Source organism: Mesonia oceanica, from assembly GCF_902499555.1.
In the GTDB taxonomy this organism is placed as follows: domain Bacteria; phylum Bacteroidota; class Bacteroidia; order Flavobacteriales; family Flavobacteriaceae; genus Mesonia; species Mesonia oceanica.
Window position 1 is genome coordinate 278,827 of sequence record NZ_CABVMM010000002.1, and the last position, 20,513, is coordinate 299,339.

22 protein-coding genes and 2 tRNA genes are annotated in these 20,513 nt (G+C 38.1%); 7 read left to right on the forward strand and 17 right to left on the reverse strand.

Annotated features, from left to right (window positions below):
* The 6 genes from FVB9532_RS03185 (at window position 1) to FVB9532_RS19650 (ending at window position 4,205) form a co-directional block, all read left to right on the forward strand.
* Window positions 1-582, forward strand: a complete 582-nt coding sequence (locus FVB9532_RS03185) for a conjugal transfer protein (RefSeq protein ID WP_150543767.1) — start codon at window positions 1-3, stop codon at window positions 580-582.
* A gap of 2 nt (window positions 583-584) precedes the next feature.
* Complete coding sequence (locus tag FVB9532_RS03190) at window positions 585-1,427, forward strand: hypothetical protein (protein WP_150543768.1); 843 nt, start codon at window positions 585-587, stop codon at window positions 1,425-1,427.
* Between the two features lie 12 nt (window positions 1,428-1,439).
* A complete protein-coding gene (locus tag FVB9532_RS03195; protein ID WP_150543769.1) occupies window positions 1,440-2,054 on the forward strand; it encodes a conjugal transfer protein TraK in 615 nt (204 codons plus the stop codon).
* The gene (gene traM, locus FVB9532_RS03200; protein ID WP_150543770.1) at window positions 2,044-2,973 is read left to right on the forward strand and encodes a conjugative transposon protein TraM; all 930 of its coding nucleotides are present in this window, start codon (window positions 2,044-2,046) and stop codon (window positions 2,971-2,973) included. The genes FVB9532_RS03195 and traM overlap by 11 nt, the downstream gene beginning before the upstream one ends.
* Complete coding sequence (locus FVB9532_RS03205; RefSeq protein ID WP_150543771.1) at window positions 2,970-3,827, forward strand: DUF4138 domain-containing protein; 858 nt, start codon at window positions 2,970-2,972, stop codon at window positions 3,825-3,827. Before traM ends, FVB9532_RS03205 begins: the two co-directional genes overlap by 4 nt.
* 177 nt (window positions 3,828-4,004) lie before the next feature.
* Window positions 4,005-4,205, forward strand: a complete 201-nt coding sequence (locus FVB9532_RS19650; RefSeq protein ID WP_228482243.1) for a hypothetical protein — start codon at window positions 4,005-4,007, stop codon at window positions 4,203-4,205.
* A gap of 5 nt (window positions 4,206-4,210) precedes the next feature.
* Here FVB9532_RS19650 and FVB9532_RS03215 read toward each other — a convergent pair whose 3' ends face one another.
* From FVB9532_RS03215 to FVB9532_RS03250, 8 genes are all read right to left on the reverse strand, one after another.
* Window positions 4,211-5,038 (reverse strand): nucleotidyl transferase AbiEii/AbiGii toxin family protein, encoded by an 828-nt coding sequence (locus tag FVB9532_RS03215; RefSeq protein ID WP_228482244.1) that lies wholly within the window; start codon window positions 5,036-5,038, stop codon window positions 4,211-4,213.
* Window positions 4,996-5,784 (reverse strand): type IV toxin-antitoxin system AbiEi family antitoxin domain-containing protein, encoded by a 789-nt coding sequence (locus FVB9532_RS03220; RefSeq protein ID WP_150543773.1) that lies wholly within the window; start codon window positions 5,782-5,784, stop codon window positions 4,996-4,998. Before FVB9532_RS03220 ends, FVB9532_RS03215 begins: the two co-directional genes overlap by 43 nt.
* 75 nt (window positions 5,785-5,859) lie before the next feature.
* Complete coding sequence (locus FVB9532_RS03225) at window positions 5,860-7,440, reverse strand: type IV secretory system conjugative DNA transfer family protein (RefSeq protein ID WP_150543774.1); 1,581 nt, start codon at window positions 7,438-7,440, stop codon at window positions 5,860-5,862.
* A 9-nt stretch (window positions 7,441-7,449) separates the two neighbouring features.
* A complete protein-coding gene (gene mobB, locus FVB9532_RS03230; RefSeq protein WP_150543775.1) occupies window positions 7,450-8,481 on the reverse strand; it encodes a MobB family relaxase in 1,032 nt (343 codons plus the stop codon).
* 11 nt (window positions 8,482-8,492) lie between these two features.
* Window positions 8,493-8,873: a BfmA/BtgA family mobilization protein gene (locus FVB9532_RS03235; RefSeq protein ID WP_150543776.1), complete on the reverse strand. Its 381-nt coding sequence runs from the start codon at window positions 8,871-8,873 to the stop codon at window positions 8,493-8,495.
* A 545-nt stretch (window positions 8,874-9,418) separates the two neighbouring features.
* Window positions 9,419-9,616 carry a hypothetical protein gene (locus FVB9532_RS03240; protein WP_150543777.1) on the reverse strand — a complete coding sequence of 66 codons (198 nt, stop codon included), beginning with the start codon at window positions 9,614-9,616 and terminating at the stop codon, window positions 9,419-9,421.
* Between the two features lie 21 nt (window positions 9,617-9,637).
* Window positions 9,638-10,063, reverse strand: coding sequence for a DUF6876 family protein (locus FVB9532_RS03245; RefSeq protein WP_228482245.1), 426 nt, complete (start codon window positions 10,061-10,063; stop codon window positions 9,638-9,640).
* Window positions 10,064-10,140: 77 nt separating this feature from the next.
* Window positions 10,141-10,497, reverse strand: coding sequence for a single-stranded DNA-binding protein (locus FVB9532_RS03250; RefSeq protein WP_150543778.1), 357 nt, complete (start codon window positions 10,495-10,497; stop codon window positions 10,141-10,143).
* A 654-nt stretch (window positions 10,498-11,151) separates the two neighbouring features.
* On the opposite strand from FVB9532_RS03250, the gene FVB9532_RS03255 reads away from it, so the two are divergent.
* Entirely contained in the window at window positions 11,152-11,355 is a 204-nt protein-coding gene (locus FVB9532_RS03255; RefSeq protein ID WP_150543779.1) for a hypothetical protein, read from the forward strand.
* Window positions 11,356-11,359: 4 nt separating this feature from the next.
* On the opposite strand, the gene FVB9532_RS03260 is transcribed toward FVB9532_RS03255, so the two are convergent.
* The 9 genes from FVB9532_RS03260 to FVB9532_RS03300 form a co-directional block, all read right to left on the reverse strand.
* Window positions 11,360-13,198, reverse strand: coding sequence for a P-loop NTPase fold protein (locus FVB9532_RS03260; RefSeq protein ID WP_128767230.1), 1,839 nt, complete (start codon window positions 13,196-13,198; stop codon window positions 11,360-11,362).
* Between the two features lie 68 nt (window positions 13,199-13,266).
* A complete protein-coding gene (locus tag FVB9532_RS03265) occupies window positions 13,267-14,376 on the reverse strand; it encodes a nucleotidyl transferase AbiEii/AbiGii toxin family protein (protein WP_128767231.1) in 1,110 nt (369 codons plus the stop codon).
* Complete coding sequence (locus tag FVB9532_RS03270; RefSeq protein WP_128767232.1) at window positions 14,369-15,136, reverse strand: DUF6577 family protein; 768 nt, start codon at window positions 15,134-15,136, stop codon at window positions 14,369-14,371. The genes FVB9532_RS03265 and FVB9532_RS03270 overlap by 8 nt, the downstream gene beginning before the upstream one ends.
* A 429-nt stretch (window positions 15,137-15,565) precedes the next feature.
* Window positions 15,566-16,402: a DUF932 domain-containing protein gene (locus tag FVB9532_RS03275; protein WP_128767233.1), complete on the reverse strand. Its 837-nt coding sequence runs from the start codon at window positions 16,400-16,402 to the stop codon at window positions 15,566-15,568.
* Between the two features lie 248 nt (window positions 16,403-16,650).
* The gene (locus FVB9532_RS03280) at window positions 16,651-17,058 is read right to left on the reverse strand and encodes a hypothetical protein (RefSeq protein ID WP_128767234.1); all 408 of its coding nucleotides are present in this window, start codon (window positions 17,056-17,058) and stop codon (window positions 16,651-16,653) included.
* 352 nt (window positions 17,059-17,410) lie between these two features.
* Window positions 17,411-18,664: a site-specific integrase gene (locus FVB9532_RS03285; RefSeq protein ID WP_128767235.1), complete on the reverse strand. Its 1,254-nt coding sequence runs from the start codon at window positions 18,662-18,664 to the stop codon at window positions 17,411-17,413.
* 227 nt (window positions 18,665-18,891) lie between these two features.
* Window positions 18,892-18,966: transfer RNA gene (locus tag FVB9532_RS03290), tRNA-Pro, on the reverse strand.
* A gap of 68 nt (window positions 18,967-19,034) precedes the next feature.
* A tRNA-Ser gene (locus FVB9532_RS03295) sits at window positions 19,035-19,120 on the reverse strand.
* A 136-nt stretch (window positions 19,121-19,256) separates the two neighbouring features.
* On the reverse strand, window positions 19,257-20,492 hold the full coding sequence (locus FVB9532_RS03300) for an NAD(P)/FAD-dependent oxidoreductase (RefSeq protein ID WP_150543780.1): 1,236 nt from the start codon (window positions 20,490-20,492) through the stop codon (window positions 19,257-19,259).
* Window positions 20,493-20,513 lie beyond the last annotated feature (21 nt).

Below are 20,513 nucleotides of genomic sequence, written 5' to 3' on the forward strand. Positions count from 1 at the left end.
ATGAAGACAAAAATTAAAATTTTAGTAATGTCAGTAGCCCTGACTTTGTGTATGTCGGGTAATGCGACTGCCCAAGGAATGCCCACTTATGACAATACCAATTTTATCAGCTTGGTAAAACAACTCATAGAATCTGGAAAGCAGACAGCCCAGATGATTAAGTCTGTAAAATTCCTGAAAGACGCAAAAGAGGCAATAGAAAAAGTATCAAGCGTTGTCCAGCAACTGAGGGCAGTTGAGGAAATTGGACAGAACAATCAACGCCTTATCAACGTAATGCAAAACGATGTACAGGATATTCTCAACTCGCCTTACATTAAGCCAGATGAAGTTTCAAAGGTTGTGGAATCTTTTGATGCCATAGTTCAAAACTCATTGGACACGGTGGATTTTATCGACGAAGTCCTATCCAACGATTACCTTAAAATGAGTGATGCCGAACGTGCTGAAATTCTAAAAACAAAAGAACTGGAATCAAAGCAAATGGTTTCCACCATCACGACCAAAACAAAACGCTATCGTGACATTATTTCCTTCAGAAAAATGCAGGATAAAGTCAATAACCGAGAAACCGAATATTAAAAATGACCGCAACCATACTTTTAGGAATCGGACTGGAATATATAGACACGGTTTTCCAGACTATACAGGCCAGCGACTTTTCGCAATACACCATTGCCGGAATGAAAACGCTTGCTGTCTTGTTCTTTCTGGTTAACATCCTTAAAAAGTATAACGAAGGCATTGCAGATAAGGATGGCTACACTTGGGGATTGAGCCCTGGCGAATTGGCCAAAAATTTTGCTATCGTCATTTTGGTCATTTTCTCAACACAGGTCTTAAGCTTTTTCGATGGCATCTTAGTCGCTATTGAAGGGCAATATCGAGGGACAGCACCAGCATTATTGCCTTTACAGATGCAAGACATTCCTTTAGAGGAAGACGTAAGTTTGTTTGATGCCGCAAGTTCGGCAATGACGCTTTTATACGAAGCATTGGTCACGCCATTGTACGGTTTTAAGATATTGGCTTTCATAATGAGCACCATACTTTGGATATTGGATTTGTTCATCTATCCGTTATTCTTGGCAGAACGCTTCTTCCTTTTAGGAATAATGCAAGCCTTCTTTCCTCTGGTCATTAGCCTGGCAGTTTTTGAAAAATTTCGTTCGCTCGCTTATACGTTCTTTAAACTATATGCAGCGGTATATATGCTCGTGCCAGCATTCTTTCTTGTCAATGTATTTATCAATGCCATTTATACTGAAATCAATACCAATTTTTGGGTCAATCTATTCGGAACCGATACAGGTCAAGGATTTTTTGCACCTGTGGTTCAATTGGGTTCAGTAGGATTTATTGTGTTCCTGAAATTCAAACTGTATAAACGTGCCACGTCCTTTACACTCAGATTATTTACTGCCTAAATCAGATTAAATATGAAAACACCATATAAGAATATTTACAACGTCCTAAAGCTGAATCGGTTTATCGTTCTGACAGTCATTGTTTGTGCATTGCTGTCCAGCACATTTTCAGTTTGGATGGTATTCAACATCAATCAAAAAGCACTCAATAGCGCCTTTGCCATAAATACCGACGGCAATATCATTCCGCTGAAGCTCGTGACCCAAAAGGAAAATTTTCAGGTTGAAGCTTTGGCACATTTAGACCTGTTCCATAATTACTTCTATAACATCGATGCCAGTAATTATGAACGCAACTTGGAAAAGGCATTGTGGTTGGGCAATAGTTCCGTGGATAATCTTTACCGTCAGAAAAAAGCAGATGGTGTTTACAACAGATTGCTTCAGTATTCCTTGGTTCAAAAAGTACTGAGTATCAATTCAAGAATAACCGAAAATAATGGGGCGTATAGCTTTACAACTACCACCATTTTTGAAATCAATAGAGGTTCAATAATCGATACCTATGAATTGATTTCAACAGGAAACCTAATGACGGTTGACCGGAACTTTCCCAACAATCCCCACGGTTTACTGATTACAAATTACTTCGAAAACACCTTAAAAAAACTAAATAATGAAAATTGAAAAGAATAAAATAGTATTTGCTGCGGTGTTGGCCGTGATTTTCATATTCCTCATTTCATATTCCGTGATGGTAATGGGCGATGATGAAAGTGAAACTGAAAATCTTAAACAGACCTTAGTTCCTGATTTGGAAGAAGACCAAAAAGAGTATGATTCCAAACTGGATGCAATTAACGACTTGAAAAAAGTACGTGAAAACAATGCACCCAGTATCTACGATGAAAAATTGATTGATTCATTGGGATTTTACGATCCAGACCTTCCAGAACGTGAAAAAGAACGTATCGTAGATAGCATCTATGAGGCTGGTAAGATTCAATATTCAGAGAAACGATACCAAAACTTTGGACAGAAAAGAACTGTTCACAAAGTGGTGTCAAGAATTGATTCCGCTGAAGTAAAGAAGAAACAAAAAATTGAAGCAAAGGAATTGGGCTTGGAACATCAATTATTCTTCGCAGCTTCGCCAAAACCCAATGAAGTTTCAATCATAGGCAATACAGATGAAACTATTTACGTGGTGGTAGATGGCGACCAAGTCGTAAAAGCGAATACCAGATTGCGAATGCGCCTGACAAAAGCTGCTACCATCAATGGTAAGCTAATGCTAAAGAATACGCTTGTATTTGGGTTTATCAGTTTTCAACCAAACCGAGCTTTGATTGAAATTGAAAACATAAAGCACCATCCCACTAAGCTCAAAGCTTTCGATTTGTCAGATGGTAGCGAAGGTATCTATGTACAGAACAATTTTAGGGCAGAAGCCACCACCGAAGTTCTCGACGATATTATTGGCGATATCAATATACCAACAGTTCCGCAAGTAGGTGGCGTAACAAAGGTGCTAAGGCGAAGCAACCGCAATGTAAAAGTTACGGTGCTGAACAATTACAAACTCATTTTAAAACCCAAGTTATGAAAACATTTATCTCAATTTTAATACTGGTGTTGATTTCCGCTTTCGCACCTCGACTTTGCTCGGCACAGGCTACAGCACAAACAACAAAAGTCCTCGATACCATTTATGCCAATGATACCAAAAATGTTGCGCTGTTTTTTCCAGAACCCATACGGCAAGGTATAACCGGTTCAGACAATTTTGTATTTACCTACAATCGAGAAAAAGAACAATATTTCGGACTTCTTCAAGCAAAGCCCGGAAAAGAAAGTAACCTTTTAGTAGTCAATAGAAATGGTTCAATTTTTTCGTATATTGTAAGATATAAGAAACAGCTCTCTAAGCTCAATTATTTCATTCCGTTATCAAATAGTATCGGTAATGAAAAACCGATTGTAACTGATTCGGTTCTTGTTGAATCTTCTGAAGAACTTGTAGATAATAGAACCTATTATTACCAAAAATTCTGCTCGTATCTTCTCAATAGAAAACAGCGCATAGGTCGAATTAAGAAACGAAACGAAAGTATTGTTTTGAGTGTTGAGAATATTGTTTTTGATAAGGAAGAGCTCTACTTCGTTATCCAGATTGAAAATAATTCTGCTTTGGATTACGATTTGAATTTCTTGAACCTGTCGATTGAAACTCGGCAAAAAGGAAAAAGAAAATCGTTACAACGCCTCTATCAAGAACCTATTTACATAAATAATCTGCCTTCAAAAATTACAGAAAGTGAAACGGTTCGCTTCGTTTATGTGTTGCCCAAGTTTTCATTATCCAATGACCGTAGGGCAGTTTTGGAATTGAATGAAAAGGATGGCGAACGAAATATTGAAATGAAACTATCACATAGATATATTAATAACCCAAATTAATACTGTTATGAAAAAAATGTCGTTTTTTCGCTCACATTACTGTTCCTTTCTTGTGCTGATTCTGAAACTAAAATTTCAGGACCAAGTGCTACAGCCCAAATCGTCATTGAAAGCTTTTATGAAAAAGATGAGGAAACCTTAAAAGCACATTCCACACCACAGGCGTATTCCAACTATATGAATACCATAAATATGTTCAACGCTAAACCAAAGGATGATTCTAACTTTACTGTTTTGCAGGATACGATTATGGGCGATGTGGCTTGGGTAAAATATACCACAGCATACGATAAAACGCCTGGTATTTTTAAACTGATCAATCAGGACGGCAAGTGGTTGGCTACTGCAAGAGGTTCAAAGGATAAATCGCCTTTTTAAAATAATCACATTCTTGGAACAATCGTTTCTTTCAACCATCGGAAAGCGGCATCTTGATCGTATTGAATTTCCGGCCGCAACAAACCTTCCATATCGCCTTCAAAAGCTACATCGTTTTCCTTGGCTTCTATATTTTGTAGGAACTCTTTTTGCGAAGGAACTTTGCCAACGGAAAATTCCACATAAGCCTTAAAGCACTTGATAATTTCATCAATGTCGAGATATACATTTCGTCTGGAATAATCCAGATCAAACAAATCCCTTCCTTTACTTCGTTGATAGAGTGCCCTCAACTTCGTGCCTAAAAGTTCATTGATGTTATAGGTTTTAATATCAGCTCTTCCGGCAAACCAGGGATTATCGATTTCAAAAGGGAAATCTACCCAACTGAGTACGTTGAAGTGTTCTTTACAATTAATCTCTAACTTTAGCCGACGACGCTCATTTTCATATTCCGATGTAAAACGGTACAGCGCTTTTGCTCCGTGCCCTCTTATCTGTGTATGTCTATCTTCTTCAAAAAAAGTAATGACCTCGCCTATGCGCTTCATAATGGGTTTGATAGGGCCTTCCCGAACCTGTACAAGGTCAATATCCTCGGAATATCTCGGTGCCGGGTTCAGATATAATTTATGTAGAGCGGTGCCGCCCCGGAAAGCAAGGTTTTTCCTTAGAAAATCATCGGCAAAAATTGCTACCAACGCCCGACTAATAATCAAATCCTGTTCAACCTGTGCAAATTCTTTCCAAGATGCGTATTCCCGCCATTGGGCTATATAAGGTTTTGAAATCATAGGTCGCTTTCTAACTGTAGGTTGATATCTACCTTCCACTTATTATCCACCGAACCTGGCCTTTGCTGGTTGGTTGGCTTTAATAAAACCGGATGTATTTTTTGTTTTTCCAAATGTTGAAAGATTAAATCGGACAAACTATTCTCTGAATCTATTTTATCCAATAAAAAACCCAGTCGCTGAAGTGTTGCCTTATTACCGTACCAACTCAATAAATCCTCCAAATCGTTTGGGGTAACTTCTTCCCGCAATTCTTCGATGGTGGATAGCATTCGATTCAGCCCCCCCAATTTATTTTGATAATGCACCAGATCTGCCAAGGTCAACGCCGGACTGGAAATATGGTAGATTCCGGCATCTGATTTTTTTGAATGTATATTTTTTTCCGGCCAAGCGGAAGTGGTCAAAAAACGGATGTCAATGGCCGGTTTTTGGATATCCAACAGTTTCGGAGTTGCTGTCATTACATAATCGCGCTGGGCTTGTTGATGGCTTGCACCGTAAACTTTGGCCGCGCTATAGAACCCCAGATAATATTTGCGTTCTAAATAATCGAAAAGTTTATCGATATAGAGATTAATGGGAAGTTTTCCAAAATTGGAATATCTGGGGGTAAGTATAAGGTAAAAGCCTTTTCTTAGATTAATGACTTTGTTCTTTTCGATCAGATGCGCCAATTCCAGCCAAATTGCGTTTTTGCTTTTTGCCGTCTGTCTCATCAGTTCGTCCAGGGAAAAAGAATATTCTTCTACAGACAGCAATTTATCGATATATTCCGCTACCATAGCTTTAGTAATTATTAGAGCAATATATAGTTTTTAGACATAAAACTAAAATAAATACTATAATATTTCAATAAATTATTCAAATATCGACCTCGCCTCCTCATAAACCCGCTCAAAATTAGCCTCTAAATCGGCCGGCGTAAATTGCTTTGATTCCTCTGGAAGCTGTCGATGTATTTTCTGCAATTTAAACTGAACCTTTTTATCCTTCCCGTCCGCATAGGTAATAAACTCGCCCTGTTTCAGGCGAAAGAATACATCTGCCCTAATTTTCGGGATTTCCTTTTCTCCGGTGGTTATTCGGGTATCAAAATCAAGGTTATGGCCCCGGCTTACGCTTTTGGTGGGGTCTTTTATAATTTCAAAAAAGCGTTCGTAATATTTGGCGGTATCAGGATCGTTGACCTTGCCGAAAAATTGGTATGAAAGATTGCTCAAAATCGCTTTGCTTGCCTTATCGCCGTACATCATATCGTTCTGAATCTTGTCCTGCATTACATAGATTGTTGAAATATCATAGCTACGCAACGTTGCCGGGATGCGGTGCATATTCAATAGCCGAATGGTCGGGGCTTCTTCCATCAACAGGAAAGAAGGTTTGGAATTCCGCATACTCATTTGTTTGGTGATCGTATGGATAATGGTTGCAATAACAGGCGAATAAGAAGTCTCGAACTTGGGATTGTTCACGATGGAAATAACTGCGGGATTATCTTCATTATTAATGTTGAGTGGCACTTCATCCGCTGAAAGTGCAATAAAAATGCGTTGGGTACTGATCCGTTTCAGCGCATTGGCCAAGGTGCTTTTTACCCCTGCGGTCTGCCGTTCTGAATCCTTACCACTTATAAATGCATCGGCCATCGCCCGTGAAGTTGAATTGGTTTCCAAGAACTGGATTAGGCTTTCCGTATCCAAATACTGATAAATAGCAATCAAATGCGGTAGGGTACAAAATTCGGGATAGGATGTCTTTAACTTCCAAATCAAGCCGCCGATCAGGCCTTCCGCAGCATCGTTGAAGAATTTGGTCGTGCCGCTCGTACCGGATTCCCTCTGTTCCAAAAGGTTCTCGATCAACACCCGGGAAACCTCATTTACGCTTTCCTCGTTCTCTAAATAGCGCGGAGCAATAGGATTGACCCTATGGATAATTTTATCAAAGGAAATGACCTTAAACGGGATATCGCCATCCTTGAAAAGCGGATAGGCCATTTCCGTGAGTTCAAAATCTTTGTAGTCGTGAATGATCCCGCAAAAGCATTCTTTTTGGAAATGTTTCAGAAATCCAAACACTACACTTTCGGTCTTGCCACTTCCGGCAGAGCCTATGATGGATGCTCCACGTTTTACGTTTTCAAGTTTAAAGTTACCCTTGCTCGTTGCAAAATTGACCTGATATTTGCTATCGCCACTTTTAGGCTGATCAATTTTGTGCAAAAAAACATACAATACTGTATTAATTAGTATCAGCGGACAGACCAGAACCAATGAAATCAAGATCAATTCGTTACTACTCGATAGGCAGAATATAAGACCCCCAAGCAAAACCAAGTTTAAAATAAAGGCATAACGCGTCAATCTGTACAGCATATAAAATAGCGTACTTGTTAAACCAATGATTAAGAGTACCGTTGTAAGGTTGTTCAATTGCATAACAAAAATTTAGATTCCGATGGAACTTGATTTGATGGCCACGTCCAAACCTTTGCGCAGCTTATTAAAAACCTTTAGGGCAAGCTGCGCCTGGTTGGTCGGGATGCTTGGCATTATCGGGATGCCCGTTTCCCGCATCAGTTTGAAGGCTATTGACTTTTCGTTAGTGGGCAATTTTATCAGGGCGGCAAAGTAAATCTTGGGATTCTTTCTAAAATCCTTCCGGGCTTTGTAGGTTTCGGCAAAGTTGCGCTGATAGCCAAAAGTCTTATCAAAGGTCTTTTCGGCATTTTCAAAAAATTTATCCCGGTCAAAGCCCCGTTTGACTTTCTTGCCGTTCATTTCCACCTCGGAAGCTTTATACTTGCTTCCGGGCGAAAGGCTGAATGAATTGGAAGCATCCTTACGGCTTACGATAATATGAATATGGGTTTGATTGCCCGCCTTGGGCATTCCCTGAACAATCCGTTTCCCATCTTGTTGGTGTGGGGCCTGGCATTCCAATTTTGCGATTTCCCGTTCCCGCTTCCTAACACTCCCTTCCATTGAGCCGCTTTCAATACTTCGGATCTCGTTTTTTAGTTGAAGTATTTTAGTGGCAAAAGGCTGGTTTTCCCTGACCTGTTTATCCGTCCCCTTAAAGGTTCGTTGGTGCTCGATTTTCGCATAATATTTTATATCATTGATCTTTACCGGTCTCCCATTGATTTCCCGGTTGAACGATACCACATAATCCTTCATTAGTTCACGGGTATACTTTTTCAGATCTTCACTGCTGTTCTGTAACCGGTTCAGTTCGTACTTCGACGGACTGACCGTGATCGAATAAAATTTCGGTTCGGTCTTTTTCAGTTTGGCACCATTCCCGTCAATATCCTTTACCACTTCTTCCGCTGAAAATTCATCCCCATATTGGTTGAAAAAATGTTCCATATCCTCCTGCTCCAGACCTTGGTTTTCCTTCTCCAGATAGCCCACAAAATCGGCTGAACTTTGGGAATAGTTCCCGCCCAATTTTTGAGGTGTGATCGTGATGTACATAGTTCAAAAATTTATAGTTCGTTGTTGTGGTTTTGCTTTTCCTGAAATCTTACTTTCGGCTTTTCTTCCACAAATTTCTTCTCCAAGATCAAGGGTTTCTTTTTGGGTTCTTCGGTCTGGAAAAGGGATTCGATCATCGCCACGGTGGGTCTGGTCTGGGTCTTTTCCATATCCCGCATTATGGCGATTACCGCATTGATACGTTTCTTTAGATTGGCCTCGATCGTCCTTCCGGTCGGGCCCAGTTTTTCCCGTGGGGATATCTCGTTGTAGTGGAAAAAATCGAGCATCGTGGCCATTGCCTCGGTGTGCGATTTGAAGTGTGTTCTTGAAAATTGCTGGAAACGCTTGGCGGTTTCCTTTTTGAACCTAATGCCGATAAATGAGTCCATAATTCGCCGATTTGTCGCAAATCCTTCCCTAAAAATGGGCGCTCACAGGGCATTTGTCGCAAATTGTAGAAATCTAAATAATCGGCTAATTTTTAAGTATTTAAAAATCAGTTGATTACCAAGGAATAGGAGTGCTTAACATCGCATCGCGTGTTACCCTCTTGCTACTCCTTTTCGTCAGCCACAGGCTGACAAAAATTTCGTACAATCTGGCTAAAAAGCCAATTGCCAATTTCAGGGAAAAGATTTCCCGTTATGTAATTTTTCGATGGGCAGGGTTATCGGCGAAAGTCAAAAAATGGATACCCCTGCGTAAAATTGAATGCTGAATTTCAGCGAAATAAAGATAGGTATTTTTCAACTTATGGGATATAATTTTCTTAAAAAATAGCTTCTGTTTTTAGAAAAAGTATTAAATTTAAACAGTAGACCTTTCAAGGTCTAAAGAACAAAGGGAAAATTCAGGTAACAGCGAATTTTCCCTTTCTGGTTATTATATGTACCCCTGAAATTTCAAAGGTCTTTCCATTCCTATTTGGTGCATCTCAAATATTAAACACATAGGTATAACTGTATAAATTCCGTAGTGCTTCCTCTTCGATCATCATATCAAAATTGGTGCAATGCTTTTTTGAATACTTCCGAATATCATCGCCAAATTTTTGTTCAACGTCGTTTTTTGAACTTTCCAAAAGGCGTTCTTGGGCTTCCCCGTTCAGGTCTGAAAAATTTAGATAGATCATAATTTTTAGGTTTTGAAGGGGTTAATATTCGCTCGGTAACATCAGCGTATTATCTACAAAAAACAACCGCAGTTCATCGAGCGGAAAATCAGTCGCCCGATACCCGTGTTTTTCCAAAATATTATCATTTCCATCCGTGTAGATTATCTCAGCTTCGTAGCCCGTAAAATCCTGTTTGTCCTCGGACAATCTCTTGAAGTCGATAGTAATAAATTCGCTTCGGTTCATCAGGCTTTTTGCGATTACGGAAGTGTCCGTAATGAGCCAAAAACATTCCGCAGCTTCCGCCAAATATTTCAGTCCGTTGGTGTATCGTGTTCTTAATAATGGGATTTGAAACATCGTTTCCGAACCGTGAAAATGTTGTAATCCGTCTTTGATTTCGTTTACTTGTGCTTTACTCATCGGTAAATATTTGTTTTGGTATTCGTGAATCTTCGATTTCATTTTGATTTCTATTTAAGGAGTTAATAATGAAAAAGAGGGCGCGACTTTCGAGAGGAACGCCCTCTTTAATTTTTAGATTAATCGGCTGAATTATTGCCGTTCTTGGTTCCCAACAAAAGGATTTCGTTGGCTTCCACTTCGGTAACATATCTTTTGATACCGTCCTTGTCCTCGTAGCTTCGGGATTTCAATTTCCCGGTTACCCCGATTTCCTTGCCCTTTCCGGCATACTTCTCGATGATTTCGGCAGTTTTGCCCCAGGCTACAATCGTGTGCCATTCGGTATTTTGGACTTTTTCGCCCTTGGCATCTTTGTAATACTCGTTTGTGGCGAGTGAAAGACGGGCTACCTTTTTACCGCTTTCAAGGTTCGTGATCTGTGGCTCTTGGCCAACGTTTCCGATTAACTGTACGTGATTTTTTAAAGTGTTCATAATAAAAGAATTAAAGATTAATTAAGGCTACCCGAACCCTTCGGATAGTTTGCGTTTATGTTTTTTTGAAGTGATTTACTTATTATATCCAGAGCGTTTTCCTTTTTTGTTTTTTTTAGTCCCGCTTCCTTTTTGATGTTTTTGTAAGATTTCATAAGTTTCGATTTAGATTTACTTCCCATAGAGCCGTCCGCTGTTACCTTTTTTTTGTTGCTGATACATTTTCAATAGTTGGAATTAATAAGGAGTTATAAAAGGGAGGCACGACCGGTTATGCACTCCGTTTAACTTCCAACTGTTGGTATTTTGCTTACAAAAAAAGGGTAGGGACAGCGGCGGTGCGGGAGTAGGTCTAAATGCCTTTTGTGAAGTACAAAAACATAGGAAGCGGGACTAAATGATTAAATGGAATTCCTATCAGGCGGACTTAACTTTAAAGATGTAGATTGGAAATGAAGTGTTTCCCGCTTTTTTTGCGGGAGTAACGTAATGGAAATCGGAATCTTTGGAGTTGTGTCCAAGACCTTTGTAGGAAAGCTCTTTGTCCGGAATGTAGCTTTTCGCGAAATGGAGCGGCAATGTGATGACCGGGTTATGAAAACAAATTATTCTCTTGAAGTAGTATTTAAAGCGGACTTAACTTCAAAGGTGTAGATGGGAATGCAGTTTGGCCGCCTCCCGAGTTTTCTCGGGAATGGGCGGCAAGTGGAATGGGAATCGGAAGCTTTGGAGTTTTGTCCAAGACCTTTTTTAATGAAGCGCTTTTCCCGAAATGAAGCTTTTTCGCGGAATGTAGGGGAATGGGCTGAGTGGGATAATGGAAATGCAATTCTCTTGTTAAATAAGATGGAATTATAAAATTCTATTCAGCTTCGGATGTTAATATTTCACAGGTTCTATCAAGGATTTCTAATAATTCTTTCCAATTAAATATTCTCAATTTATCAAGTTTTTCGTCGTGAAGAACTAAATTATTGATTGATAGCTTTAAATCATTCAAACTGTCAAAATCATCAGGAAACATATGTTTTAAACTTGAACTCTTATAGCGTTCTTGCATTGCTTTAGTAAAGTGTACTAAAGTGTCATTACTAACAGAATTTAAAACGATAAAAAGTTGATCCCCATTTATATACTTTAAAAAATCTTTAGAATATTTCTTTGACTCAAAGAGTTGGTTTAAATCTTCAATATTTTCATTTTCGAGTAATTCCATCAATATATTGCTTTCTGAAGCTTCGGATTCCTCTTTAATAACTTTATGCACAGCAATAATTTTGTCCCGTATTGGTTGCATTTCAGGTATGCTTACAGCAAAATGCGCTAAATTTTCAAAAATCCTATCGTTGATTTCCTTACGCTTTGAAGCTAAATCCAAGCCTTTTAAAAGTATATCGTCGATTTCTTGTGATGTTTTTGCTACTAAGCCATTCTGTGAAAAAAAGTGATAAAAATTTGAGAGCCTATCATAATCATATATAGAATAAAGACCATTTTCAGCATTCCGTAATACGTTTGCCACTAATTTTTCAAATTCATTTCCATCAATAGACCTAAAATTATAAGTAACGAGCCTCATAAATTCCAATACCTCTTTGGGATGTTCTTCGGGCTTTCTTTTTTCCAGTTCATCTATTAAATTTTTAACATCAAGATACCCTGACAGGATATAAGTATAAATGCTTCCGTAAAATTGAAACTCATTGATTCTACTTTCCACATACCTCAAATAGAATTTTTCAGCATAGGTCGGCTCTATCTCTGGTTCTTTTTTATCTTCTGGAAAGAAGCTATTCATTGGAACACTTTTACCTCTATTTTGATACCAAAAATAAGATGTATTTTCCAGCCCATTAAAATCATTACTCTCATCAGATTTTAAATGACCTCTCTTGAACTCAATTGAAATAAGAGCTGTAAACAGAATAACCTCTTCTTGAAATTCCGTAGCTACATCTTTCAGGCTTCTGTGAATTTTAAAAAGACTCTCTAAAAAGAACGATATAATTCTCAAATTATATTCTTCGTATTCATAAAATATCCCGTAGATATAGTCTTTATTTTGCTTTAAAAATGTAAAATATGCATCTTCGGAAGTATATGTTTTATAGAGAGTCGGAAGGACTTTTTCCAGTTCAGGTTCATAATTCAGTTCTCTGCCTATAACTTTTTCTTTAATCTTTAAATACTGAGCATTGTCATCAATTTTAATTGCATCAGCCAAGATTAAACATTTCAAGTTTTTGTGCTCTACGAAGTCATTTATAAAGCCGAATAATTCTTTTATAGGTATTTGGCATCTTTCAAGGTCATCAAAACAAAGAACTTTATCATTAAACTTTAAGCCATCTAAAGTAACACCACTCAAAATATTACTGAAATCAACCTTGAAAAACTTGATTACGGTATTTCCTATGTTACCAGTTAGTCTTGCTATATTTTTTAAAGCTTTATTTTCAGGTTTTCCAAAAAAAGGAATTAATTTAATCATCAATTGCTGTTGCAACTGCTCTACGGTTTTCAAGCCATTCAACGAAATATATAATGGCTTTAGCTCTTGTTTTTTGACTATTGCGTGCAGCGTTTTTTTCCAAAAAAAGGTCTTGCCACTTCCCCAAGTACCATTAATTAGTAAAGCGTATTGTGTTGCCTCTTTCTTTAAATATTCTTTAAAAATCTCTTCAATATGTGCAGTCTGCATATTGTGGCGTGTTTAACTGTTTAATACTGATCTCAAATTATTCTTGGTTTTAAGCATTCTCCTCTTTTTTAAACTGGTAACAATTCCACAGCCTTACACCAATAATAAAAAATGCTTTTATCTGGTTGGCGTTTCAATTTATTCAAGTATGCCCAATCTGTTTTGTCAATAGTAAGTTTGCTTAAATCTTGACCCTCATAATATTCAATTTCAGACACTTCTGGTTGTAAAAGGATGGCATTCAAATAAGCTACTCTGGCCGAAGCTGCTAATGCATCTTCAATTCTGAAATTTCCGGTCATTAAAAATGCACCACCAAAACTGCGAATACCCAAATTCAAATCTGTAAATTTCTTTTTTGATTCGGCAGTTGGGTTGCGTTCCCTTCTAGCAATAATGGTGCAAGTGTTTATGGAATCCCAAAGTACGTCTGCTTCTGTAAGTTTCCTGCTGCTAAAATCTTTATCTAAACTTCGATAGGATAATTCGGCTTTCGCAAAAGCCGAAAAACTTTTCTTTACCATTTCCATATCTGTAATGTTTTCAAATAGTTTTCCTAAATCGAACATTTGCTTGCAAATTTCCATTGCAAAGAGCTGGTCTTTTTTGTAATAAGGTATACCGATGGTTTCCGGTGCAAAAGCAGTTAGCTTGTCGCCACAAATGGCATTTATAGAAGGTGTTGTAATTGTTGTTGCAGTTCCGTCATACGATAGCCACGGTGTATTTATGGAAGACTCGATTAGCTCAGGGTAGTGCGGACTATCAAAAAGAATGTCCAACAGAATTGTTCCTGGAACGTTCGGGTTATACACCGAATTAAATTCAAAAGTATAATGTGCCTTGGGTACACCTTCCTTGTAGCTTCGACGTTCATTCAATACGTGTTTTTTGAAATGGGAATTGGAAACTACCGCATCAAGAATTTTTTCTAAAGGTTCACGGGTTACACTTGAAATTATATCGATATCGATTGAAAATCGATTTCCTTCTTTGAGCAATAGTACTAGCGACGTTCCCCCTTTAAAAACAAAGTCTAGTCCAGCTTCCTTCAAATGTTCCAATAAAAATAATGCGTGCACCATCTTTTCGAGAATAGTTGCGTTAATAGCCTTGTGTTCTTTTTTTGCACGGAAGCTGTCCAGCCATTCTTTCGTGAAACTTTTATTATCAATCATATTGGATGTCCTCTAGAAAATTTGGAATATGGTTACTTATAAATTGTTTGATTTCCTGTTCTTTCCTACGCCGTTTGGCATAGCTGAACAGTTTTGTGAAATTAATACTGTAGCGGTCTATTATCTTTTCATAAATGTTTATCATTTCAGAACCTTGATAAAAATGAAACAAATCTTCATCTGCAAACAGATCCACCATTATTTTTTCAAGTGTTGCAATAGACACAACTGCTTTTTTATTTTCAAATTTAATAATTGGGGCTCGTGTAACGAGGTTTTTGATGACAACTGGCACGTTACTTTCAGAAATATAAAACTGGATTTCCTTTTCATCGGGGTTAAGAAAAAAATCCATTCGCATAGTATCATTGAGGTAATAATAAAGTGAATCGGCAAATTCCTTTTCTACTTCGACTACAATCATTTCATTGGATGTCTGGTGCTGAGAAAACTCGTTTAGCCATTCGGTTTCCCATACAGCATATTTAATATCCTCATAACGTTCATTTGTTTTGCGAGCTATTTTAAATACGCTATCAGATAGTACTGGTTTATACTTGGGTTTGTAGGATATTACATATAATCCACGTCCAATAGTTTTAATAATATCTTTTTTTTTAAGGTCATAAATCCGCCAACTAAAAGTACTTTCTTTCAAGTCTGGTTCAGATTCCAAATAGAAGTGAAATAGCTCGTCCCTATCGAAGGATTTTCGCTCCTTAAATACCTCTATAATCTTATTTTCTATAACTTTTGGCATAACCTATGTATCTAAACTTTGCCAAATATACAAAAAAGTGGTAAATATTTGAAAACTAATTATTGCCACTATGCAGATAAAGTGGTAAATATTTGAAATGGTTGGTTTTGTCGTTTTTTTAAATACCCACTAAAATTATCGTATGAAATGGTATTTAAAGCGGACTTGACTTCAAAGCTGTAGATGGGAATGGAGTTTGGCCGCTTCCCGACCTTTCTCGGGAATAGGCGGACAAGTGGAATGGAAATCGGAAGCTTTAGAGTTGTGTCCAAGACCTTTGAAATGAAGCGCTTTTCGCGGAATGGAGCTTTTTCTGCGGAATGTAGGGGAATGGGCTGAGTGGGATTGCAAAGCTAACTTTCCAAATAAATTCTTTTGCTCAGAATAAAAAAAATCCAGTTTAAGGTACTGGATAAACCTATTATGACATTAAGCCATTTCATAAACGACATCGAACAGTTTTTTGTCCAAGCGTTCCTGTTGTGAAAAGCTTTTTTTCAATGTATTGTGAAGCATTTGATTGAAAGCATTATAGCCTATCCACAAATTAGGTTTTTCATCAAGTAACAACGCTTCGTTATCCAGAATTTCAAGTATTTCCCGGGATTTCTTTGAAGGATCATTGTTCTTATCGCTACATTCGTACCGGAACAATTTCGTGCTTTCCAGAATTTCTTTTACAAATTCCTTGGTGTCGATGATTTCAAATTCCCTCATTCTGTCGAACTTCTTGGTAATGGTGTAAAATTCATTGTCCAAGAACTTATCGAACAGATTGTTCAACCTTGGCATTATCAGGTCGGTATTGTTCTTACTATGCTTGATGGAAAACTCAATTTCCGCTTGTGAAACGTGTAGGCCATTGGAGCATACTTCCCTATAAAAGCCAAAATGTCCAGAAGTTTTCTCGCTACCATCATAGGAATTCTTAAACCGCAGCATCGGCAGTATCAGGTCTTTTTCATTCTTTACCGAAAATTGGTTGTTATCATCAATGATAAAGTCGGTAATGAAAGACCTATCATTCCTGTTGATTGTCCGCTTCTGATAATTCAGTCTGGCATCGGTCAACATTTCTTCGGCCTTTTTGAAGAAAAGTTCGTTCGGTACGTGGCCGTAGCTGTTCGATACCACGTTGACAATTTTGCCATTCGAAATTATGGCATTTTCAAGTCCCCTTCGGGATTCCATCTGGGTCAGGCTTTTCAAGGATTTCATTTCTGATGGAACGAAGATTTCATCCTGCTGTAAATTTGATAAATACATAACATTTGATTTTAGTTAAACAATTAATATTTAAGCTAGAACCAAACGGAAGATAAAATCTCAGCTCAAAAGGAAACGGAATAAATAGCGAGTGCGGGAGCGGCTTTATGCCGTAAGCTTTTGATGGGAGTATTTTACGAGTTTACCTTTGCGCATATATTGATTGAATACTATACCTCCCTTTTTAAGGAAAAAAGAAAACCTACTCTTGGGGAGTGGGCTTCCTGTTTTAAGGATTTGAAGTTACCTTAGAGTTCAAATTTTACAATCTGTTCCTCAATTTCGGATTTTCGTTCCTCCAAAGTGGACTGTAAGTGAGTTGTAACCAATTTGATAAGGTTCGTATTGGTCGTTTTAAATTCCAAATTGTGGGAATCCCGGATGTAAAATGAAGCTGAATCCCCTTGGTTATAGTTGAACTTTGTCAACTCGCTCAAGGTCTGGTTCAACCGTTCCCGTTGGGTGGCCAATCCTCTCAGTTTTTCAAAATTTTGGATCCGGTCATCCAAACTGATGGTAGCTTTTTTCGATGCTACCGCTTTTTCTGTTGAAGCAGCTTTTCCAATGGCTTCATCGGTCAGCTTTTTCTGTACTTCCTTTTTAACGGATGCATTTTCCTTTTTTGCAGTTCCGTTTTGTTTTACTGTTGTTGCCATAATTAAAATTTTTAAGTTAAACATTATTTTAAATCGTTTTGGCAGCTTGTAAGGCAACGAGCAATACCAAAACAGGGCATTAACAGCCACAGGGAAGAAGGGGCAAGGTATGAGCGGTTATTTTTCGCAGAAAAATGTTCGGCATCCCGAAGGGCTTGACCTTGACCAAGCGATGGGATGTGGCTACATTTGCCCCCGGTTTGGTTTTGGTTGCCTCAGCTGACCGAAACAAAAAATGACTTAACGCAGAAATTTATGGCTCAATACAAAACCCAAATCTGCAAGGGATTATTAGACGAAAAAAAAAGAGTGCCGACTGGATTAGAACCTAAAAGGTGTTTTCCAAATCAAATTATTGATAGTGCACCCTTGTTTCGGCCTTGTCCGTGGTGTTTAATTTACTACGCAACGAACGCATATCAGATGACACTTTTTGTTCGATGACCCTGGCGTAGATTTGCGTTGTGGAAAGCTTTGTATGACCGAGTAATTTTGAAACGGTCTCAATGGGCACGCCATTGGAAAGCGTAACCGTAGTAGCAAACGTGTGCCTTGCCGCGTGGAACGTAAGCTTCTTATTGATTTTTAGGATAGCAGCTACTTCCTTCAAATATTTATTGATTTTTTGATTAGAAAATACCGGCAGCAATTTTTCGCTTTTGTTTTCAGTTCCCTGGTCATACTTTTTCAGGATGTCAAGGGCTTTATCCAAAAGCGGTATTTTTACCGCTTCATCGTTCTTTTCCCTTTTTGTGAATATCCAGTAATCCCCATCGATGCCGCGTACAATATGGTCGTCGCAAAGCAACTTCACGTCGATATAGGACAGACCCGTATAACAGGCAAAAACAAAAACGTCCCTTGTTTTTTGGTGCATCCCTTTTGAAAGCTGACTGGATTCCAGAACTTCAAGTTCCGATTGGGACAGAAATGCTCGCTGGTGTTTTGTGAACTTTAGCGAGAACCTCACAAAGGGGTCTTTTTCGATCCACTCCAACCGAAGGGCAAGGTTCATCATCTTTTTCAAGCGTTCCAAATGTTTCATAACCCCATTGTTCTTTAGGGGCTGGGAGCGGTTTATGGATTTTCCATTACGAAGGAACTGTTCAAAGTCAATGATGAACTTATAGGATAATTGTTTCAGAAAAACATCATTGGTCTTTAGTTTGTGCTTCAAATACCGTTTGATATAGCGTTCCGTAGTGAAGTAATTTTTCAAGGTGCCGGGCTTGAGTACCGAAACCATATTCTTATTATGGTAGGAAACCAGTTGAAGCAGCGTTTTGTGCTGTTCATCTTCTCCGAGATACCGGGCCTTGATGGCCTGGGCGGTAACATATTTGGATTCGCCCAGAAGCTGTTTGTGGCAAGCCAACAAATCGGAATACACTTGGTCAAGGTAAACATTTAGTGCCTTGCCGTCGGAAGTCCTTAGTGTTGACCTTTTGGAACGGGTATCCCAATAGGTAACCGATGTGGATCGTTTTAAACTGATCTCGGCACGTTTTCCATCGACCGTGATACGGGCATAAATAGGTGCAAAATCATCTTTTGCTTTGGCCATACTCAGCCAAAAATGAATGGTAAAAGTCTTTGAAGTCTGCATAAACTCTCGCTTTAAGTGAATAATCGATTTGTTTACGAAAGTCAAATCGCTGCGAAAGTCAAGTCTATTGAATTACCAATGTAGTGAAAATTCTGGTAATAAATCAGGTAACCGAATAGGTAACCTTTGAATTGATATTAAAGCCAATCTTATGATTTTAAGAAAAATGAAAATCCTTGATTTTCATAAGATTAGCTATATTTTGGTGTCTATTGACACCGTAATTGTCGGGGTGGCAGGATTCGAACCTGCGACCTCCTGCTCCCAAAGCAGGCGCGATGACCGGGCTACGCTACACCCCGAAGGTGTCTTTTGTCATTGGAGCGGCAAATATAAAATTAAATTTTAAACTACCAAACTCTTTTTTTTGTGGCGGAGAGACCGGGATTCGAACCCGGGCATCCAAGAAGGATGACAGCTTAGCAGGCTGCTGCATTACCACTCTGCCACCTCTCCGTTAAATTATGAACTTCGCAAGTTATTTTTGCGGTTGCAAATATAAAGCCTCTTTACGTTCTTACCAAACAAAATATAGGCTTTTTTCTAATTAAATTCTATTCAGCTTAGCGGCAAAGAGTTATACTTTCTGTTTTTAAGAACTTTTTTCCAAACGAATGAGTTTAGCTACATTTTTTACCATACGATGATGCTTTTTTACAAAAGGATTCTGCGTATTCCAGACATATCCGGCTAAAACTGCACAAAGCTGTTTTTTAATTTCCAGATGAGGGTTTTGGTGTAAAATTATTTCCTGTAAATTACCGGTATACCATTCTTTTACATAGGTTGAAAAGACCTCAATACCCGATTTCATATAATTTACATATTCAATTTCCCAATCCACATTTTCATTTTGTAGCTCCTTGTCAATTAATTTTGCTGCCAAAAGTCCACTTTCGGTAGCAAAAGAAACTCCCGAAGAAAATACAGGATCTAAAAATTCTGCACTATTACCAGTCAATACAAAACGATCTCCACATAATTGAGTCACATTTTTAGCTATGTTTTTAATTTTAATAGGAGGGAAGTTGAATGAAGTTTTCTCAAATTGGTCTTTAAATTCTGGACTTAAGGCTAAAATTTCTCGAAAAGCCGTTTCATTATCTTTAGAAAAATTTTCTAGCCATTCAGTTGGGGCGACCACACCTAAACTTGTATTTCCATTAGAGAATGGAATATACCACATCCAGACTTGCTGTTCCAAAATATCGAAGGTGATCGTATTTTGATGTTTAAAATTTTCTCGATCTACATCTTTTACTTGAGTGAAAATTGAAGAATGTGAACTTACTTTTGGCGGTGCTTCCAAATCAAGCTGTTTTGCCAAAACCCTTCCGTTACCACTAGCGTCAATTACAAATTGAGTTTCAATTTTACCTGAATTAATTTTCGATTGATACGCTACAGTAACAAATTCTTTTACAGAAAAATCAACATTAGTGACTTCTGTTTCAAAAAGGATTTTAACTCCTTTTTTTATACAAGATTCGGCTAGAATCCTATCAAAATGGTCCCGGGGCACTTGCCAGGTCCAATCCCAACCTTCTCCAAATTTATCTTTAAAGTCAAAATCTCCTACAATACCATTTCTAATAAATTTAGCTCCTTTCTTTTTTTGGTAGTTCTGTTGCTGTAAATCTTCAAGAAGTCCGGCTTCTTCAAAATTATCCATGCAACGGGGAATTAGGCTTTCTCCAATGGTATACCTGGGGAATTTGCTTTTTTCCAAGATACAAACCCGATAGCCTTTTTGCACTAAATAAGCTGCAGAAACACAACCGGAAGGTCCCGCACCAATAATTAAAACATCTACCTCTTCTGTATTCATCTAATTTTTTTTGCTAGGTAA

Coding starts and splice junctions, on each gene's coding strand:
- mobB (WP_150543775.1), bottom strand. CDS start 8,481: ATGTACATCACGATCACACCTCAAAAATTGGGCGGGAACTATTCCCAA.
- traM (WP_150543770.1), top strand. CDS start 2,044: ATGAAAATTGAAAAGAATAAAATAGTATTTGCTGCGGTGTTGGCCGTG.
- FVB9532_RS03300 (WP_150543780.1), bottom strand. CDS start 20,492: ATGAATACAGAAGAGGTAGATGTTTTAATTATTGGTGCGGGACCTTCC.
- FVB9532_RS03250 (WP_150543778.1), bottom strand. CDS start 10,497: ATGAACACTTTAAAAAATCACGTACAGTTAATCGGAAACGTTGGCCAA.
- FVB9532_RS19650 (WP_228482243.1), top strand. CDS start 4,005: ATGAATACCATAAATATGTTCAACGCTAAACCAAAGGATGATTCTAAC.
- FVB9532_RS03280 (WP_128767234.1), bottom strand. CDS start 17,058: ATGGCAACAACAGTAAAACAAAACGGAACTGCAAAAAAGGAAAATGCA.
- FVB9532_RS03220 (WP_150543773.1), bottom strand. CDS start 5,784: ATGGTAGCGGAATATATCGATAAATTGCTGTCTGTAGAAGAATATTCT.
- FVB9532_RS03275 (WP_128767233.1), bottom strand. CDS start 16,402: ATGTATTTATCAAATTTACAGCAGGATGAAATCTTCGTTCCATCAGAA.
- FVB9532_RS03260 (WP_128767230.1), bottom strand. CDS start 13,198: ATGCAGACTGCACATATTGAAGAGATTTTTAAAGAATATTTAAAGAAA.
- FVB9532_RS03185 (WP_150543767.1), top strand. CDS start 1: ATGAAGACAAAAATTAAAATTTTAGTAATGTCAGTAGCCCTGACTTTG.
- FVB9532_RS03270 (WP_128767232.1), bottom strand. CDS start 15,136: ATGCCAAAAGTTATAGAAAATAAGATTATAGAGGTATTTAAGGAGCGA.
- FVB9532_RS03265 (WP_128767231.1), bottom strand. CDS start 14,376: ATGATTGATAATAAAAGTTTCACGAAAGAATGGCTGGACAGCTTCCGT.
- FVB9532_RS03195 (WP_150543769.1), top strand. CDS start 1,440: ATGAAAACACCATATAAGAATATTTACAACGTCCTAAAGCTGAATCGG.
- FVB9532_RS03225 (WP_150543774.1), bottom strand. CDS start 7,440: ATGCAATTGAACAACCTTACAACGGTACTCTTAATCATTGGTTTAACA.
- FVB9532_RS03245 (WP_228482245.1), bottom strand. CDS start 10,063: ATGAAATCGAAGATTCACGAATACCAAAACAAATATTTACCGATGAGT.
- FVB9532_RS03235 (WP_150543776.1), bottom strand. CDS start 8,873: ATGGACTCATTTATCGGCATTAGGTTCAAAAAGGAAACCGCCAAGCGT.
- FVB9532_RS03205 (WP_150543771.1), top strand. CDS start 2,970: ATGAAAACATTTATCTCAATTTTAATACTGGTGTTGATTTCCGCTTTC.
- FVB9532_RS03285 (WP_128767235.1), bottom strand. CDS start 18,664: ATGCAGACTTCAAAGACTTTTACCATTCATTTTTGGCTGAGTATGGCC.
- FVB9532_RS03190 (WP_150543768.1), top strand. CDS start 585: ATGACCGCAACCATACTTTTAGGAATCGGACTGGAATATATAGACACG.
- FVB9532_RS03240 (WP_150543777.1), bottom strand. CDS start 9,616: ATGATCTATCTAAATTTTTCAGACCTGAACGGGGAAGCCCAAGAACGC.
- FVB9532_RS03255 (WP_150543779.1), top strand. CDS start 11,152: ATGGGAATGCAGTTTGGCCGCCTCCCGAGTTTTCTCGGGAATGGGCGG.